Origin of the sequence: Streptococcus sp. 9903, from assembly GCF_013276625.1 — a bacterium.
In the GTDB taxonomy this organism is placed as follows: Bacteria; Bacillota; Bacilli; order Lactobacillales; family Streptococcaceae; genus Streptococcus.
In genome coordinates this window covers 20,376-36,995 of sequence record NZ_VMLI01000001.1, presented here as the reverse complement: position 1 = coordinate 36,995, position 16,620 = coordinate 20,376, and the positions used below count along the sequence as shown (strand labels likewise).

At 41.2% G+C, this 16,620-nt stretch carries 15 protein-coding genes; 2 read left to right on the top strand and 13 right to left on the bottom strand.

Translation table 11 applies throughout. From position 1 onward, the window contains the following. Positions 1-33: 33 nt before the first annotated feature. From HT696_RS00145 to HT696_RS00110, 8 genes are all read right to left on the bottom strand, one after another. On the bottom strand, positions 34-912 hold the full coding sequence (locus HT696_RS00145; RefSeq protein WP_173283011.1) for a HAMP domain-containing sensor histidine kinase: 879 nt from the start codon (positions 910-912) through the stop codon (positions 34-36). After that, positions 909-1,610, bottom strand: a complete 702-nt coding sequence (locus tag HT696_RS00140) for a response regulator transcription factor (RefSeq protein ID WP_173218228.1) — start codon at positions 1,608-1,610, stop codon at positions 909-911. The genes HT696_RS00145 and HT696_RS00140 overlap by 4 nt, the downstream gene beginning before the upstream one ends. A 189-nt stretch (positions 1,611-1,799) precedes the next feature. Beyond that, on the bottom strand, positions 1,800-2,675 hold the full coding sequence (aguB, locus tag HT696_RS00135) for an N-carbamoylputrescine amidase (RefSeq protein WP_173218226.1): 876 nt from the start codon (positions 2,673-2,675) through the stop codon (positions 1,800-1,802). Between the two features lie 9 nt (positions 2,676-2,684). Then, the gene (gene aguA, locus HT696_RS00130) at positions 2,685-3,770 is read right to left on the bottom strand and encodes an agmatine deiminase (protein ID WP_173283009.1); all 1,086 of its coding nucleotides are present in this window, start codon (positions 3,768-3,770) and stop codon (positions 2,685-2,687) included. Further along, positions 3,767-4,894 (bottom strand): carboxynorspermidine decarboxylase, encoded by a 1,128-nt coding sequence (gene nspC / locus HT696_RS00125; protein WP_173283007.1) that lies wholly within the window; start codon positions 4,892-4,894, stop codon positions 3,767-3,769. The genes aguA and nspC overlap by 4 nt, the downstream gene beginning before the upstream one ends. After that, entirely contained in the window at positions 4,894-6,153 is a 1,260-nt protein-coding gene (locus HT696_RS00120; RefSeq protein WP_173283005.1) for a saccharopine dehydrogenase family protein, read from the bottom strand. The genes nspC and HT696_RS00120 overlap by 1 nt, the downstream gene beginning before the upstream one ends. Further along, a complete protein-coding gene (gene speE, locus HT696_RS00115; RefSeq protein WP_000366713.1) occupies positions 6,150-7,010 on the bottom strand; it encodes a polyamine aminopropyltransferase in 861 nt (286 codons plus the stop codon). Before speE ends, HT696_RS00120 begins: the two co-directional genes overlap by 4 nt. Next, a complete protein-coding gene (locus HT696_RS00110) occupies positions 7,011-8,471 on the bottom strand; it encodes an aminotransferase class I/II-fold pyridoxal phosphate-dependent enzyme (protein ID WP_173283003.1) in 1,461 nt (486 codons plus the stop codon). A gap of 708 nt (positions 8,472-9,179) precedes the next feature. Between HT696_RS00110 and HT696_RS00105 the strand changes: the two genes are divergently transcribed. Beyond that, positions 9,180-9,875 (top strand): VIT family protein, encoded by a 696-nt coding sequence (locus HT696_RS00105; protein ID WP_173283001.1) that lies wholly within the window; start codon positions 9,180-9,182, stop codon positions 9,873-9,875. A 41-nt stretch (positions 9,876-9,916) separates the two neighbouring features. On the opposite strand, the gene HT696_RS00100 is transcribed toward HT696_RS00105, so the two are convergent. Then, positions 9,917-11,905 carry an ABC transporter permease gene (locus HT696_RS00100; RefSeq protein WP_173282999.1) on the bottom strand — a complete coding sequence of 663 codons (1,989 nt, stop codon included), beginning with the start codon at positions 11,903-11,905 and terminating at the stop codon, positions 9,917-9,919. A 1-nt stretch (position 11,906) separates the two neighbouring features. Further along, complete coding sequence (locus HT696_RS00095) at positions 11,907-12,665, bottom strand: ABC transporter ATP-binding protein (protein WP_000173372.1); 759 nt, start codon at positions 12,663-12,665, stop codon at positions 11,907-11,909. 427 nt (positions 12,666-13,092) lie between these two features. Here HT696_RS00095 and HT696_RS00090 point away from each other — a divergent pair, with 427 nt between their 5' ends. Further along, the gene (locus HT696_RS00090) at positions 13,093-13,290 is read left to right on the top strand and encodes a hypothetical protein (protein WP_173282997.1); all 198 of its coding nucleotides are present in this window, start codon (positions 13,093-13,095) and stop codon (positions 13,288-13,290) included. Positions 13,291-13,427: 137 nt separating this feature from the next. Here HT696_RS00090 and HT696_RS00085 read toward each other — a convergent pair whose 3' ends face one another. The 3 genes from HT696_RS00085 to HT696_RS00075 are packed head-to-tail and all read right to left on the bottom strand — an operon-like array spanning position 13,428 to position 16,324. Continuing rightward, positions 13,428-13,700, bottom strand: a complete 273-nt coding sequence (locus HT696_RS00085) for a PspC domain-containing protein (RefSeq protein WP_049487080.1) — start codon at positions 13,698-13,700, stop codon at positions 13,428-13,430. A 58-nt stretch (positions 13,701-13,758) separates the two neighbouring features. Then, positions 13,759-14,208, bottom strand: a complete 450-nt coding sequence (locus HT696_RS00080) for a SprT family protein (RefSeq protein WP_173283074.1) — start codon at positions 14,206-14,208, stop codon at positions 13,759-13,761. Continuing rightward, a complete protein-coding gene (locus HT696_RS00075; RefSeq protein WP_173282949.1) occupies positions 14,195-16,324 on the bottom strand; it encodes a Tex family protein in 2,130 nt (709 codons plus the stop codon). Before HT696_RS00075 ends, HT696_RS00080 begins: the two co-directional genes overlap by 14 nt. Positions 16,325-16,620 lie beyond the last annotated feature (296 nt).

Sequence of the window (16,620 nt, the reverse complement as noted above, 5' to 3'; positions counted from 1 at the left end):
CCTCCTCTAGCCTACAGAGGGGGTTTCTTTTCGTTAAAAGTAAATGAAAACCGACAACCATTGCCCATCTGTGCTTAGTTTCATCTCTGCACCGAGAAGATGACATAATTCCTCAGTGATATAAAGGCCTAAACCAGAGGATTCTTCCGTATCAGATAGATTTTCAGAATAAAAACGGTTGCTGAGATTTTCTATTTTTTTGATGGGCTGTTTGACAAGGTTTGCAATCTCTAAGACAAGCTGTCCCTTTTCCTTTCTCAAAGATAGACGCGCTTCTTCCTTGCCATGTTTGAGGACATTTCCAAGCAGATTTTGTAAAATTCGATCCAGCAAGTCTTCATCAGTTCTCATTTTTAAATCATCTTCAACCTTAAAATCAAGCGTGATATTCGCCGCTTGAAAAACATCATAATAAGCCAGAGTCTTTTTGGTGATAAAAGTTGAAAAATCCACTTCTTCCAGTTTCGGTTTGACAGCCCCTTCCATCAAACGACGATATTCTAGGAGTGCCTCCAAACGTTTGGAAACTAAATCAAGATGATTGGCAATTTTTTGTAGGGTTTCTGCTTGGTTTTCAGGAGACTTTATCAATTGTTGCGTGTAGCCTGAAGCGATAGTCAAAGGCGTCCGAATATCATGGGCGATATTGCTGATGGCCATATCCAGAGTCTGTTTTTCCCTTTTCATAACCAATCGAGATTGTTCCACTTCCTGAAATAGATTATCAATCTGCTGGTAGAGATGTAAAAAATGTTTGGAAAAAATGCTGACTCCGACTCTTTTCATACTACCTGTGAGAATCTTGTCTTCAATCTGTTGACTCAAGTTTTTAAGTGCTAGATGGTAGCGAATCAATGCAATCGATAAAATAATTAGGAGTACTAGTAGGACAAAAATTATCATGTAGGTCATTGCTTGTCTCCTTTTAATCTTACCCCAACGCCCCAGATGGTTTCAATATATTCTTGATTTGGGTCAAGCTGGTTTAATTTTTTACGAAGATTACTCAAATGCGTATTGAGGGTATTATCTCCAGGTAGGTAGCTCTCCTCCCAGACCAATTCATACAGTTCTTCCTTGGTGAAAATTTTCTTAGGATGTTTAAGGAGAGTTTGGAGAATCAAGCATTCTTTCTTGGCAAGGCGAATCGTTTCCTGGTTATTTTTGATTTCAAAACTTTCTGCATCAAACTGGATATTTTTCAAGTTTTGTGGCAGATTTTCAGTTTTTACTATTTCCACAGGCTGTTTTTCTGCACTTTGGCGTAACTGAACAGTAACTCTAGCAAAGACTTCATCCAAATCAAAAGGTTTCACTATGTAATCATTGGCACCATCTAAGAGATATTGACTGATTAGCTTCTTATCGCTCAAAGCCGTTAGCATAATGACTGGAGTTTGACTTTGTTCCCTGATGGCTTTTAAAACCTGATCCCCATTTTTCCCAGGAAGCATGATATCTAGCAAAACGAGCTCAATCCCACCTTGGTCAAAACGCATGATTCCTTCTGTACCGGAAAAGGCTTGAATTACCTCATGCTCCTCAGTAAGAAGTGTTCGCAAAATCTCTTGAATGTCACTATTGTCTTCAATAACCAATATCCTAGCCATAAATACCAACCTTTCTGCAACTATTATAGCATGTTTTATTGATAAAGCTTAAATAGAAAAGCTCCTCGCATTAAAGCGCGAGAAAGCCTTAGAGGGTTAAAATGTAAAATTCACTTGCTAGATGACCTAGTATCTTATAGTTGCTAGTAAAAACGAGTCTAGCATAATAAATCTCTCATTTCTCCCCTACTAGTCCGTAATTCGTCGATACATTTCTGGTCTTCTATCTCGAAACAAGCCCCAGTTTAGGCGTTCGCCTGCTCCCTTGTCAAGATCATAAGTAGCTAACAGAACAGCTTCTCCTTGTCTTTCAGCTCGCTCTAGAATAGCTCCTGTTTCATCCGTCATAAAGGAGGAACCGTAGAAGTCAAGACTGGAACTCTGTCCACCATTTTCCTCACTAGGAGTGACTTCCTCCAAACCATAACGATTGGCTGCAATAACTGGGACAATATTTGCTGCTGCGTGTCCTTGCATGGTACGTTGCCAATGACCACAACTGTCCGTATCTAGGATAGGCTCAGAGCCAATAGCAGTTGGATAAAAGAGCAATTCAGCACCATTCAATGCAAGACAACGGGCTGTTTCAGGGAACCATTGATCCCAACAGATACCGATCCCAATCTTAGCATAGCGAGTATCCCAGACCTTGAAACCTGTATTGCCAGGCGTGAAATAGAATTTTTCTTGATAGTAATGGTCATCTGGTATGTGGGTCTTTCGATAAACGCCCAGCACTTCTCCATCTGCATCAATGACGGCAATAGAGTTATACAAGACATTGCCATCTTTTTCATAGAAACTGATTGGTAAAACAACTTTTAGTTCCTTAGCAATCACCTTAAAATGCTGAATGGCTGTATTGTCTGTCACCGACTGGGCATGTTGGTAGTAGTCATACTGACGTTCCTGACAGAAATAGGGACGTTCAAACAATTCGGGTAAAAGGATAATTTGTGCACCTTGTTCTGCAGCCTGACGTACTAAACGCTCCGCTGTTTGAATATTTGTTGCCACATCCTTGGCACATTGCATCTGAATGGCTGCAACTCTTACATTTCTCATCTTTTTCTCCTATTCTGGGATTTGTTGGGTGATACAGTGAATATTGCCACCACCTAAAAGAATATCTCTGGCTGGAATTCCGACAACTTTACGGTCTGGGAAACACTTACTGAGGATATCTAAGGCCACTTGGTCGTTTTTATCCTGAAACTGAGGAACTAGGACAGCCTTGTTGGCGATATAAAAGTTTACGTAGGAAGCTGCTAGTCGTTCACCTGCATATCGCTCTTCTTCTCCTTCTTCATAGATGTAGCCTGGCAAATCCTCTTTGGTTACAACTTGATGAAGAGCTGGAATTGGAAGTTTATGAATGGTGAAGGGACGACCTTTTGCATCTGTTTCCTTTTCTAAAAGCTCTAAATCAGCTGCTGACATGGCATGCTGAGGATCACTTTTGTCGTCCGTCCAAGCTAAAACAAGCTCTGCAGGACCAACGAAGGCAGCAACATTGTCAACGTGTTCATTGGTTTCGTCCTGATAAATACCATAAGGAAGCCAGATAACTTTTTCAGCACCAAGGCTGTCTAATAAGGTATTCTCGATTTCCTCTTTAGTCAGGTTAGGATTGCGACCAGGACTAAGCAAGCAACTTTCAGTTACGAGAATGGTTCCTTGACCATCGCTATGAATGGCTCCGCCTTCAAGGACGAAAGGCTTAGCATCGTAAACAGGCATTTCCAAGGCCTCAGCAAAACGACTGGCTACTTGGTCATCATCTTCATAATCTTGATAAAGACCGTCCACAACGCCACCCCAAGCATTGAAAGACCAGTCTACTGCCAACTTTTCCCTTTTATCATTAAGGAGAATGGTTGGGCCAGTATCACGCGCCCAGGCATCATTGGTGGGAATGTCTAAATAAACAACCTTGTCTCCAAGATAAGATTGGGCTTCAGATAGATAGTCTTGCTCCACCAAAAGATAGACTCTTTCCCCTTCTGCTATGGTCTTGATAATCTGGCTAAATGCTGCTTTAGCAGCTTTTCCTTGAAAAGGCCATGAACCTGGTCGAGTCGGCCAGATCATGAGAGTACCATGATGGGGCTCGTATTCTGCTGGCATGCGATAGCCTAATTTTTTGGGACTGTCCATCATGATAATCTCCCTTTAAAATCTTGATAGCCAAAGGATTTGACTAAGCTACAGTCTCCCTGTTCGTCCATAAGATAGAGACTTGGCAATCCAATACCATTAAAGGTATTATTTTTGACAAATGAGTAAATAGCCATGTCTTCGAAATAAAGTCTATCACCGATTTGGACTGAATTTTCAAAGCTATAATCACCAATCACATCGCCCGTCAGACAAGTATTGGAAGAAAGTCTATATGTATGGACTTTTTCCTGTGACTCAAAGCCATTTCTCAAAGGTGGACGATAGGGCATCTCAAGTACATCAGGCATATGGCAGGTCGCAGAGGCGTCTAAAACCAAGATTTCCATACCGTTTTCGACAATATCCAATACTTCAGTTGCTAGATAACCCGCATTGAGCGCAATGGCTTCACCTGGCTCGATATAGATTTCAAGATTGTAAGTTTCTCGGATACGCTTGATTTCTGAAATCAGCAATTCCACATCGTAACCTTCTCTTGTGATGTGGTGTCCGCCCCCCATATTGAGCCATTTGACCTCATGTAAGTACGAACCAAATTGCGCTTCTACTGCTTTCAAAGTTGTCTGTAAATCATCTGAACCTTGCTCGCAAAGGGTGTGAAAATGAAGACCATCCACCAAATCTAGTAAATCACTCGGAATCTTGTCTAGAGTGACTCCAAAACGAGAACCAGGTGCACAAGGGTCATAGAGCGCATGGTCACCCTGTGTTGAACATTGAGGATTGAGACGTAAACCAACACTGATACCAGCCTCCTGACAACGCGAACCATGCTTACGCAACTGTCTCTCAGAATTAAAAACGATATGGTCCGTTATCTCCAGCAATTCCTCCAAGTCCGCATCCTTGAAAGCAGGCGCAAATACATGGACTTCTCCTGGAAATTCTTCTCTAGCTAGCTTGGCCTCGTATAGACCACTTGCAGTTGTACCAGATAGATACTGGCTAATCAAGGGATAGGTTTTGTAGAGGGAATATGCCTTTTGAGCTAGCAAAACCTTGCAACCAGCCTCTTCTTGTACATATTGCAAAATGCGGCAATTGGCTTCTAACTTGGCTAAGTCAATGACATAAGCTGGTGTTGGTACTTGTTCTAACTTCATCAGTCCACCATTTGTGGATTTTCAACCACAACCCAAGGTAAACCATACTCATTCAAAGCTTCCATGAATGGATCTGGATCCAATTCTTCAAGGTTATACACTCCAGCTTGTTTCCAAGTTCCGTTCATGACTAATTTTGTCCCAATCATGGCTGGAACGCCTGTCGTGTAAGAAATGGCTTGTGAACCAACTTCCGCGTAACATTCCTGATGGTCACAAACATTGTAGATGTAGATGGTCTTTTCAACACCGTCTTTGACACCTGCAAAGATACAGCCGATATTGGTTTTACCTACAGTACGTGGGCCAAGGCTGGCTGGATCTGGAAGCAAGGCTTTCAAAAATTGGATTGGAACAATTTCTTGACCGTTAAAGTTAATGGTATCCGTACGAAGGAGACCGACATTTTCCAAACATTTCATGTGCGTCAAGTATGATTGACCAAAAGTCATAAAGAAACGAATGCGTTTAACGCCTGGAATGTTCTTAGCCAATGATTCGATTTCTTCGTGGTGGAGGAGATACATGTCTTTTTGTCCAACTTGAGGGAAATCATACTCGCGCTTGATAGACATGGCTTCAACTTCGACCCATTTTCCATCTTCCCAGTAAGAACCTGGCGCAGAAACCTCGCGGAGATTGATTTCTGGGTTGAAGTTTGTCGCAAATGGATAACCGTGGTCACCACCATTACAGTCTAAAATATCTATATAGTGGATTTCATCAAAATAGTGTTTCAAAGCATAGGCAGAAAAGACGCTGGTCACACCTGGATCAAATCCAGAACCAAGCAAGGCAGTCAGGCCTGCTTCCTTGAATTTTTCTTGGTAAGCCCACTGCCAGGAGTAGTCAAAGTAGGCAGTAAAACCAAGTTCCTTGCAACGTTTCTCATAAATAGCACGCCATTCAGGATCTTCTGTATCCTCAGCCTCATAGTTGGCGGTATCGATATAGTGGACTCCTGTTGCCAAACAAGCATCCATGATAGTCAAGTCTTGATAAGGTAAAGCTACGTTCAAAACAGCTTCTGGTTTGTAGCTTTCAATCAGGGCAATGACTTCTTGAACATTATCAGCATCAAGAGCAGCTGTCTCAATCTTTGTACTTGTTTTGCCTTCCAGCTTAGCCTTCAAGTCATCACATTTTGACTTGGTACGGCTAGCAATCATAATTTCTGTAAAGGTTTCGCTATCTTGGCAAATCTTTGAAATAGCAACTTGGGCAACGCCCCCACATCCAATAACTAATAAACGACTCATTTTTTTCCTTCCTCTTCTTCTAAAATGTCCTCAACATACTTGGGCAACATAAAGGCTCCCACGTGTAAGTTTGCAGTATAGTATTCTGTGAAAAGCTGGCGTTTTTTCCAGCCTTCCTTGTCAAAATCTTTGACAGGGTGATATTTTTTCGATGCAAATCCAAACAACCAATAGCCAGCTGGGCTGGTTGGAATATGTGCTTGATAGACCCGACTGATTGGAAAGGCTTGATTGACCTTGCGGTGCATGCTTCGGCAAGCTGACTCATCCTCATCAAAGAAGGGACTCCCATGCTGGTAAATCATGATACCGTCTTCCTTCAGAGCCCTATAACTATTGCCGTAAAATTCCTTGGTAAAGAGCCCTTCCGTATGTCCAAATGGATCTGTCGCATCGTTGATGATAATATCATAGTCATCTTCGCAGTTTCGCAAAAAGCGTAGCCCATTTTGGTAGTAAATGGTAACACGAGGATCGTCTAGCCCTGCGGCAAAATCTGGGAAATACTCACGACAAACCTCTACCAACATTTCATCAGGTTCTACAATATCGATTTGTTCCAATTCAGGATAGAGTGTTAATACTTGGGCAACACCGCCGTCACCACCCCCAATAACCAAGACTTTCTTGGGATTTGGGTGGACAGCCATGGGAACGTGGACGGTCATTTCATTGTAGACAAAATCATCCGCATCTGAGAACAAGACGTGCCCATTTAAAATCAAAATCTTTCCAAAAGCTGGTGTATCCAAGACTTCGATATCCTGCCATTCACTTTTACCAGCGTAGAGTTGCTTGGCTGTTCTCAGGGACAATTTCACATCTGGAGTATGAACTTCAGAAAACCATAAATCCATCTAGTTCTCCTTTCTCTTAATGACGTTGATGTGATTGACCTCAGGATCTTCCGTCCCTTGGAGGGAGCAACCACGTTCTTTGGCAAATTGGATATAGTCTACAATTTCTCGTGTAATGCGTTCACCAGGAGCCAAGATAGGAATCCCTGGAGGATAGCACATGACAAATTCTCCACAGACCTGTCCAACAGATTCATCCAAGGTCAAACTTTTTCTCTCTGAATAGAAGGCTTCTTGTGGAGATAACACCAACTCCGGTTGGATATATTCTCCAGCTATCAAGTCCTTCCCATCTCGTGAATAGAGTCTCTTGATATCAGCAAGAGCACCAACCAAGCGCTCGATGTCTTGGATGCGGTCACCAATCGAAATATAGGCCAAGATATTGCCAATATCACCAAACTCAATCTGAATGTCGTATTCGTCTCGTAGGAGGTCATAAACCTCGATACCTGTTAAGCCAATACCCTGGGTGTAAACTGACAGCTTGGTTACATCAAAATCACAGACCGACACACCATCTATTAACTCTTTTGAATAGGCATAGTAGCCACCAATGGCATTGATTTCACGACGAGCGTACTCGGATAGCTCAATGACCTTCTCAAACGACTCTTTACCTCGAAGAGCCAAGTTGCGACGCGAAATATCCAGACTAGCCATCAACAGGTAAGAGGCGGATGTTGACTGGGTCAGGTTGATGATCTGACGAACGTATTCAGGATTCATCTGCTCCCCGATTAAAAGAAGCGAACTTTGGGTCAAACTCCCACCAGACTTATGCATGGAGACTGCTGCCATATCAGCACCTGCATCCATAGCAGAAATTGGAAGTTTATCAGTAAAATGTAAGTGTGCTCCGTGGGCTTCATCTACTAAAACCATCATGCCAGCTTCATGAGCCATTTCTGTCAAACCTTTTAGGTCTGAACAGATGCCGTAGTAAGTGGGGTTGTTAATCAAAATGGCCTTGGCATCTGGATGGTCCTTTATGGCCTGTGCTACTCGGTCATTTTCAAGACCTAAAGCGATACCAATCTTAGGATCTACACTCATCTCGATATAGATTGGAATGGCACCACATAGAACCAACGCATTAATAGCAGATTTGTGGACATTACGTGGCAGAATAATCTTATCTCCTGCCTTGCAGGTTGACAGAATCATAGTCTGCACCGATGAGGTTGTTCCCCCAATCATGAGAAAGGCATGACTAGCTCCAAAAGCATCAGCTGCCAGCTCCTCTGCATCCCGAATAATCGAAATGGGGTGACCAAGATTATCCAAGGGTTTCATCGAATTAACATCAATGCCTACACATTTTTCTCCTAAGAGTTCGACAAGTTCTGGATTTCCTCGTCCACGCTTGTGACCTGGAACATCAAAGGGAACAATCCTTTTCTTGCGTAACTTCACCATGGCCTCATAAATTGGGGCTTGGTTTTGATCTAACTCCTTCAAGACATACTCCTTTCAATATTTTTAGGACCTTATGAAAACTAAGGAACTAAAGGTTGACTCATGAAAAAAGAACAGGTTTTCACCTGCTCTGCAATCTTCTGACGTTTTTTTGTTTGTTTCTTTTGAGTATGTCTGTTCCCGATGTTTCCTAACTCTCTAGTAGCAAATATTACGTACTTTATTGATCGTTTCACAAGATGACGTGTGCTTTCACCACACTAAAAATTTATGAATTAGGACAAGTGTCCTAACATCAACTTATAAAAGTAGGCTTTTAACCCTATCAATAATGTGGTTTTTCAACCACGCTTCGGCATTCAACCCTGCCTGTCCGTAGGCATTTTTTACTCGGGTTTATATTTGCTAGAAAACATCATCTCATTTTCTAAGCTTTATTACTATATCATGTTTTTAAGAACTTGTAAAGCCTTTTACGAAAAAAATATAAAAAAGTTCGCAAAATAGTTGGATTTTATTTGATTTCACACTAATTATTCTCTTGTAAACGATTATAAAGTGAACAAAATGTTTATCATATTTAATTTAAAATTTTTTATGCAATTCTATACTCAGTACCCTCGGTGTTTGATTTAGCAGAGAAGATGTCGACATTTTTATATCATTAAAATCGTGCAACTTTTTTCAGATACTTTTAAAAGATTGATTTCATTACCTGTTTCCTTTATACTGGATAAAAAGGAGATTAGTATGTCAGAAACAAATCACGAAATTGATTCAAATTTTGCAGGTCGTTTAAATATCCTGCGTGCGGGTGTTCTTGGTGCTAACGATGGAATTATTTCCATTGCTGGTGTGGTTATTGGAGTTGCTAGTGCTACGAGCAATATCTGGATTATCTTTTTATCAGGATTTGCAGCTATTTTGGCCGGTGCCTTTTCAATGGCTGGTGGAGAATATGTATCTGTTTCAACTCAAAAAGATACCGAGGAAGCAGCCGTTGCACGTGAGCAAATCTTGCTAGACCAAGATATGGAACTAGCCAAAAAGTCCCTCTATGCTGCCTATATTCAAAATGGCGAGTGTGAAACATCAGCCCAACTTCTCACCAACAAAGCCTTTTTAAATAATCCGCTCAAGGCTTTGGTAGAGGAAAAATATGGGATTGAGTATGAAGAATTTACCAATCCTTGGCATGCTGCTATCTCTAGCTTTATTTCTTTTTTCCTTGGTAGCTTACCACCCATGCTTTCAATTACCATTTTCCCAAGTGAATACCGCATTCCTGCTACTGTCCTTATCGTCGGTGTGGCCCTTCTTCTCACTGGTTACACTAGTGCCAGACTTGGAAAAGCCCCAACCAAAACAGCTATGATTAGGAACCTAGCTATTGGGCTCTTGACTATGGGAGTTACCTTCCTGCTCGGACAACTTTTCAGCATTTAGAACATAAGAAATACCTCGATTTTGAAGTCGAGGTATCTTTTTTACATTTGTACAATCTTGCGATAGCTTCTTGAAGTAATCATAAAAATCAAGATATAGGCGATGAGGAAGATAGCGCAGATAGACAAGGTCACAATCAACATCATAGTCGTATCTATTACACCAATCACTTTTAAAATCAGACTAAGCATATGGTAGGCAAAGGCGAGATGTATGAAGGCAAAGAGCAAAGGAAGGAAGAAAACAGTTAAAACCTGTTTGTTGATGGTTTGCTTGATTTGCTTTTGATCCAAACCGACTTTCTGCAAGATAATAAAGCGTTCACGATCTTCGTAGCCTTCAGAAATTTGTTTGTAGTAGATGACCAGAACAGTTCCGACCATAAAGATAATGGATAGGAAAATACCGATAAAGAAGACACCACCAAAGAGGGCACTCATCTGAGCACTAGCATCTGATAAATTACTACCATACACATAGCTACCTTCCGTGTTTAATTGAGCATTAAATTGATCGAGGTATTTATCATATTCTTCAGCGACCTTGAGTTGTTCTTCTTCACTGGCATTTACATTTATGCCACCGTAAAACTGATTATAGATAGCCGAATCTGGGAATTGATCCAAAAAGGCTTGTAAATCAGGTACAACAAGGTAATTGTAATCAGCAGTCAAAATATTAAACTGATTTGGGACATGGTTGACAATGAAATCTTTATTAAATTCTTCTTTGACAGAAAATTGATGATCATTCAGAGTTAGAGTTTTCTGTTCTTTAACTCCCTCATTCTTTGCAAAGAGTCCGACCTCATTTCCTGATAGAGACAGTTTTTGACCAGTCATATTTTCATAATCTTTTTGGTCAAATACCATGAAAACTGTTGTGGGTTGGACACGATTTTGTCCTTTTTCAAAAAGGGTTAACTTATTTCCTTCTTGGGTCGCAACACCAAAGTAAGTGTAACGAATCACTTCTTTCTCTTTAATCTTATAACCTTTGTCACTTGCAAACTGGCTCAAGAGTTTGTCCAAGTCTTCTTTTTCAATATTTTGCCCTGAAACTCCAAAATCATGAGGATTTAGAACTTTTTTAAAGGATTCTGCGGAATTGAAAATGCTTGTCGCTGCTGACATGGTTACCAAAACCATTGTTGACAAAATAGCGATGGTTGCTAGTCCAACTGCATTTTTCTTCATACGAAAAATCAAGTTGGAAACAGAGATGAGGTTATTTGGTTGGTAATAGTATTTCTTGTTTTTCTTTAAGATTTGAAGGAAAACGGTAATTCCTGCATTAAACAATAGATAAGTACCAAAGATAACCAGTAAAACAGCTAGGAAGAAAGTTGTTAGGGCTGTAAGAGGATCTTTTACCGTAAGGGCAAGATAATAGCCAATCCCTAAACTTATGGAACCAAGAATCGTTTGGAGAGGTAGGAAACGACCTTTTTTCTCTCCGCTTGCTTTCTCACGCGAGAGCTGGAGAGCATTCATACGAGCGATTCGAAGGGCATTTAGGAACATGAGTCCTATGAAAATCAAACCGAAGACAAGAAGTACTGCAATGACAACTTTCATCTGGAAGGTAGCGACCAGTTCAACCTTCAATTTCATCAGTTTGAGTAGCAAAGCGAAAATCAACTTGTCAAACAAGGCTCCAATACCGATACCTGCTCCAACAGTTAGAATCCCAAATAGCACTAACTCCTTAAAGGTCATACTGATTAGATGACGCTTCTCCAAGCCCAACATGCCATAAATTCCTAGTTCCTTGGAACGGTTTTTCATAACAAAACTATTAGCATAGAGGACGATAATGGCTGACGCAAGGGTGACAACAAACATACCAAATCCTAGAGTAGCTTGAATGGTGGATCCTCCACGGATTTCCGCAATCTTAGGATTGAAGGTTAGGGAATAAAAGAGATAAGTGACGGTGACTGCCAAGAGAACAGCCAGCGCAAAAGGATAGTAGAGTTTGCGGTTTTTAATCAAGTTCGATACCGCTAACTTATTGGTTAATCGAAACATACTAATTCACCTCGCTTGCCATGACAGTCAAGGTATCAGAGATCTCTTGGAACATCTGACGTTCTGTCTTCTCTCCACGGTAGATTTGGTTGTAAAGAATGCCGTCTTTGATAAAGAGTACACGTTTAGCTCTGCTAGCTGCTGCTGTTGAGTGGGTTACCATGAGAATGGTTTGGCCGCGCTCATTGATTTCATCAAAAACATCAAGTAAGGCTGCAGATGACTTAGAGTCAAGGGCACCTGTTGGCTCATCCGCAAGGAGAATTTCAGGTTCTGTGATGATAGCGCGGGCTACTGCTACACGCTGTTTCTGACCACCAGAAATCTCGTAAGGGTACTTCTCTTGCAATTGGTTGATACCTAGATTCTCAGCTGTCACCACCAATTTCTTCATCATTTCTGTAATGGGTCTTCTTGACAAGACAAGTGGAAGCAAGATATTGTCCTTAACAGAGAGCGTATCTAGTAAGTTAAAATCTTGGAAGACGAAGCCCAACTTTTCACGACGGAAGCTAGAAGCCTGTGAATTTTTAATGGTTGCGGTGTCAGTTCCATTTAAGTAAACCTGCCCACGAGTCGGTTTATCCAGCATAGCTAGAATATTGAGAAGAGTTGATTTACCAGAACCAGACTCACCCATGATGGCAACGTAGTCACCTTTTTCCACGGTAAAGTGAATATCCTTGAGGGCCTCTACTTGGTTGCCCTGAAAACGTGTTTTATAAATTTTTTGAACGTGTTTTACATCTAAAAGTGTCATGAGAATCTCCTTTCTTAATATCCCATCAAATGAAATGTTGCTTGCATCATAGCGCATCCCAGCTGAACGCGCTCGATATCTTTGTGGCTTGGTTTTCTTGTTTTCTTATGTAAGATTTGTTTCATGATGTTACTCCTTTGTTCTTTATGAGTCTAGTTTACATCAAAAAAAGACCGCTTGCCATAACCTAACCTTACAAAAGAGACTTTAATCTTACATTTTTGTAAGATTGGGGGAAATGTAAGCAAAATTACTTATAAAATGATTTGATTTCCTATTTTTAAAGTTGTAAAATATAAGTGTGAAAAGGCTTACTTTAGAAAGGAGGAAGCGGGAACTAACATTTGAGTAAGCTTACCTAGATAACATACCATTAAATTGAACACTTGCAAGTCGTTCAACCTATAAGGAAAGAAGGTGCGCTTTAATGAAACATAAAGAACATATACTCATCGGATTTCTCTATCTGCTCTCTCCATTCATCGGTCAGCTCTTAGTTGAAAAAACATACTTTATCGGTACAGAATTTACAGGTACTGCTTATGCTATTTGTTGGCTATCAGTTGTTATCAGCATCCACCATTTTTCAAAAAATGTATTGTCTCAGCATAAAAAATCAGATTAGAAACATGAGTTCAAAAACATGATTTTAGTTTGTAGAAGAAGCTGGAAAAATATTATTAAAAGTAAAAAAGCTTTAAATCAAGCAGTTTAGACTATTGATTTAAAGCTTTTTGCATATTCCAAATCTTCTGTAGAACCTCACCAAAACCAGCCTTCATTATCATCAATGGCTTGGGCTTCTTTGCGTTTACGTGGGCCTGTTCCGTACATTTCTGCTTCGATTTCTTCCTTGGTAGGCATGATAGAAGCTAGGATGATATAGATAATCACGCCAAGTCCAAAGTTTGCGACTGTAAAAATGGCAAACAGAAAACGAACAAGGGTAACATCAAAGTTCCACTTGTCTGACAGACCTGCCAAAACTCCTGAAACCATGCGATTTCGTCTCATTTTATAAAATTTACTGTTCATGATATTTCCTCTTTCTGCTAGGTTAGACATAGTATATCACGGGTAGGCTCGGCTTTCATCAGTCCTCAGGCTGATTTATTAGTAGCAATTTACCTCGACAAAGTCCACAGCGATAGCGTTTAGTATCAATCCTTCGTTTGCGCTGATAACTTTGCTGGCAGGATTGACAACGATAAAGCTTGAGTGGTTTGGAGTTGCTATTTGACAAGGTTGGTACAAAGCGTAATCCATCCACTGCTTTCAAAAGTTCCTTAAAATCCCGATCTTTATGTTGATAACCCTTCCCTTGAAAATAGAGGTGATAGTGACAGAGTTCATGTCGGACAATTTTCCTAAAAACGTCCAACCCCAGTTCCTGATAAACCTTGGGATTAAAATCCAGATGTCCATCTTTTGGGAAAAATCGTCCACCTGTCGAACGTAGACGCCTATTCCACTGAGATTGATGGATAAAAGGTCTGCCGAAGTCTTCTAGTGAAACCTGCTTAACGTAATCAGTCAGTTTCATTTGGAGCGAGGAGCGACAGATTGACTTTTTCACGTTCAGTATCAATTTTCTTGACCCAAACGGTCACCAAATCTCCAACTGACACCACTTGACTGGGATGTTTGATAAATTTGCGACTCATGTGGGAAATATGGACGAGACCGTCCTCGTGAATCCCAATGTCAACGAAGGCACCAAAGTCAACGACGTTACGCACAACACCCTCTAGCTTCTGACCAACCACTAAGTCTTTGATATCTAGGACATCTTGGCGAAGCACAGGTGCATCAAAGGAATCACGGAAATCTCGACCTGGTTTGAGAAGGTCGGCAATGATATCTTTAAGAGTTTCTGTACCAAGGTCTAGCTCTTGCGCCATTTCCTTGACTGAAAGCGACTTGAGTTTGTCTTGGGCTTCTTCATTCAGGTCTTTGATGTCCAAGCGTTTGAAGAGTTCCTTAACAGCAGCATAGTTTTCTGGGTGAACTCCTGTATTATCAAGGATATTGCTACTTTCTGGAATACGGAGGAAACCAGCTGCCTGCTCAAAGGCCTTGGCTCCCAGACGAGGAACTTTCTTGATTTGGGCGCGTGAAGTGAGTTTTCCTTCTTCCTCACGATATTTAACGATATTTTCAGAGATGGTTTTATTGAGTCCAGCGACATGGGAAAGAAGAGCTGGGCTGGCTGTATTGATGTTGACACCGACTTGGTTCACCACGGTATCCACGACGAAATCCAGACTTTCAGACAGTTTCTTTTGGCTAACATCATGTTGATATTGACCGACACCGATTGACTTAGGATCGATTTTGACCAATTCAGCAAGGGGATCTTGCAAGCGACGGGCAATAGAGATAGCAGAACGTTTTTCAACGGTTAAGTCTGGAAACTCCTGACGAGCAAGTTCACTGGCAGAGTAGACTGAAGCACCACTTTCATTGACGATGACATAGCTGACTTCAGGGAAATCTTTCAGAACTTCCGCCACAAAGGCTTCACTTTCACGACTAGCAGTACCATTTCCGATGGCAATAATTTCCACGCCGTATTGACCAATCAAGTCTGCCAGATCTTTCTTAGATTCTTCGATTTGACGAGCTGACGCTGGTTTGACAGGATAAATGACCTGAGTTGTCAGCATTTTCCCTGTTGCATCCACGACAGCTAGCTTGGCACCTGTACGAAAGGCTGGGTCAAATCCAAGAACCACGCGCCCTTTCAGCGGAGCAACCAAGAGGAGATTGCGCAAGTTGTCAGAAAAGAGTTGGATAGCCCCTTCTTCTGCTTTTTCAGTCAATTCTGTACGAATACGGCGCTCAATAGCAGGCAAGACTTTCTTTTTAACAGATTGCTGAACTACTTCATCAATATAGGCGTTTTTCACCTTGAAACGAGTAGCAAAGAAAGCTAGGATGCGGTCCGTCGCATGTTCAAAACCGACCTTCAAGACACCTAACTTCTCCCCACGATTGAGGGCCAAGGTTCGATAGCCTTGCATATTGCCAACCGTCTCTGAGAAATCATAGTAAATTTGAAAAACCTGCTTTTCATCAAGACTTTCATCCTTGACTTGAGAAGTGAGTTTAGAGTGTCTCAACACTTCCTGATAAGTCATAGAACGCAAAGTCACATCTTCTGATAAGGCTTCAACCAAGATATCAACTGCACCAGCCAAGGCTTCCTTACCAGTCGCAAATCCTTCACAAACAAACTTTTCAGCCTCTTTTTCTAAGTCCGCTACATTTTGCAAGATTAAGCGAGCAAGTGGGAAAAGTCCGGCTTCACGGGCAATGGTTGCCTTAGTCCGACGTTTTTCCTTGTATGGAAGATAGAGTTCTTCAACGTCTGCTAATTTTTCGGCAGCTAAGATAGCTTCCTCCAATTCCTTGGTCAACTTGCCTTGTTCTTGAATCTTAGCTAAAACAGCTTCCTTACGGTCGTTGAGGTTGGTCAGACTTTTATCCAAGTCAATAATGGCCTTAATCGCCACCTCATCCAGACTACCAGTCATGTCCTTGCGATAACGGGCGATAAAGGGAATAGTCGCCCCTTCAGCTGTCAAACTTAGAACGGTATCGATTTGCTTTAAAGTCACTCCCAAATCCTGGGAGATTTTTTCATATTTTTTATCCATGAAACTATTATACCATAAGCTGGAAGGCTTTCTCCAATCCTTTTCATACTCAATGAAAATCAAAAAGCAAACTAGGAAGCTAGCCGCAGGCTGCTCAAAACACCGTTTTGAGGTTGTGGATAAGACTGACGAAGTCAGCTCAAAACACGGTTTTGAGGTTGTGGATAAGACTGACGAAGTCAGTTACCTATACCTATGATATATACGGCAAGACGAAGCTGACGTGGTTTGAAGAGATTTTCGAAGAGTATCAACTATCGAAAACAAATTAAAAAACTCCCTTTTCCTTAAAATAA

What these genes read in the sequence shown, in the direction of transcription:
- HT696_RS00085 (WP_049487080.1), bottom strand. Translation starts at nt 13,700, where the DNA reads ATGAACAGTAAATTTTATAAAATGAGACGAAATCGCATGGTTTCAGGA.
- nspC (WP_173283007.1), bottom strand. Translation starts at nt 4,894, where the DNA reads ATGAAGTTAGAACAAGTACCAACACCAGCTTATGTCATTGACTTAGCC.
- HT696_RS00140 (WP_173218228.1), bottom strand. Translation starts at nt 1,610, where the DNA reads ATGGCTAGGATATTGGTTATTGAAGACAATAGTGACATTCAAGAGATT.
- HT696_RS00145 (WP_173283011.1), bottom strand. Translation starts at nt 912, where the DNA reads ATGACCTACATGATAATTTTTGTCCTACTAGTACTCCTAATTATTTTA.
- HT696_RS00090 (WP_173282997.1), top strand. Translation starts at nt 13,093, where the DNA reads ATGAAACATAAAGAACATATACTCATCGGATTTCTCTATCTGCTCTCT.
- HT696_RS00105 (WP_173283001.1), top strand. Translation starts at nt 9,180, where the DNA reads ATGTCAGAAACAAATCACGAAATTGATTCAAATTTTGCAGGTCGTTTA.
- HT696_RS00075 (WP_173282949.1), bottom strand. Translation starts at nt 16,324, where the DNA reads ATGGATAAAAAATATGAAAAAATCTCCCAGGATTTGGGAGTGACTTTA.
- HT696_RS00095 (WP_000173372.1), bottom strand. Translation starts at nt 12,665, where the DNA reads ATGACACTTTTAGATGTAAAACACGTTCAAAAAATTTATAAAACACGT.
- aguB (WP_173218226.1), bottom strand. Translation starts at nt 2,675, where the DNA reads ATGAGAAATGTAAGAGTTGCAGCCATTCAGATGCAATGTGCCAAGGAT.
- HT696_RS00100 (WP_173282999.1), bottom strand. Translation starts at nt 11,905, where the DNA reads ATGTTTCGATTAACCAATAAGTTAGCGGTATCGAACTTGATTAAAAAC.
- HT696_RS00120 (WP_173283005.1), bottom strand. Translation starts at nt 6,153, where the DNA reads ATGAGTCGTTTATTAGTTATTGGATGTGGGGGCGTTGCCCAAGTTGCT.
- speE (WP_000366713.1), bottom strand. Translation starts at nt 7,010, where the DNA reads ATGGATTTATGGTTTTCTGAAGTTCATACTCCAGATGTGAAATTGTCC.
- HT696_RS00080 (WP_173283074.1), bottom strand. Translation starts at nt 14,208, where the DNA reads ATGAAACTGACTGATTACGTTAAGCAGGTTTCACTAGAAGACTTCGGC.
- aguA (WP_173283009.1), bottom strand. Translation starts at nt 3,770, where the DNA reads ATGATGGACAGTCCCAAAAAATTAGGCTATCGCATGCCAGCAGAATAC.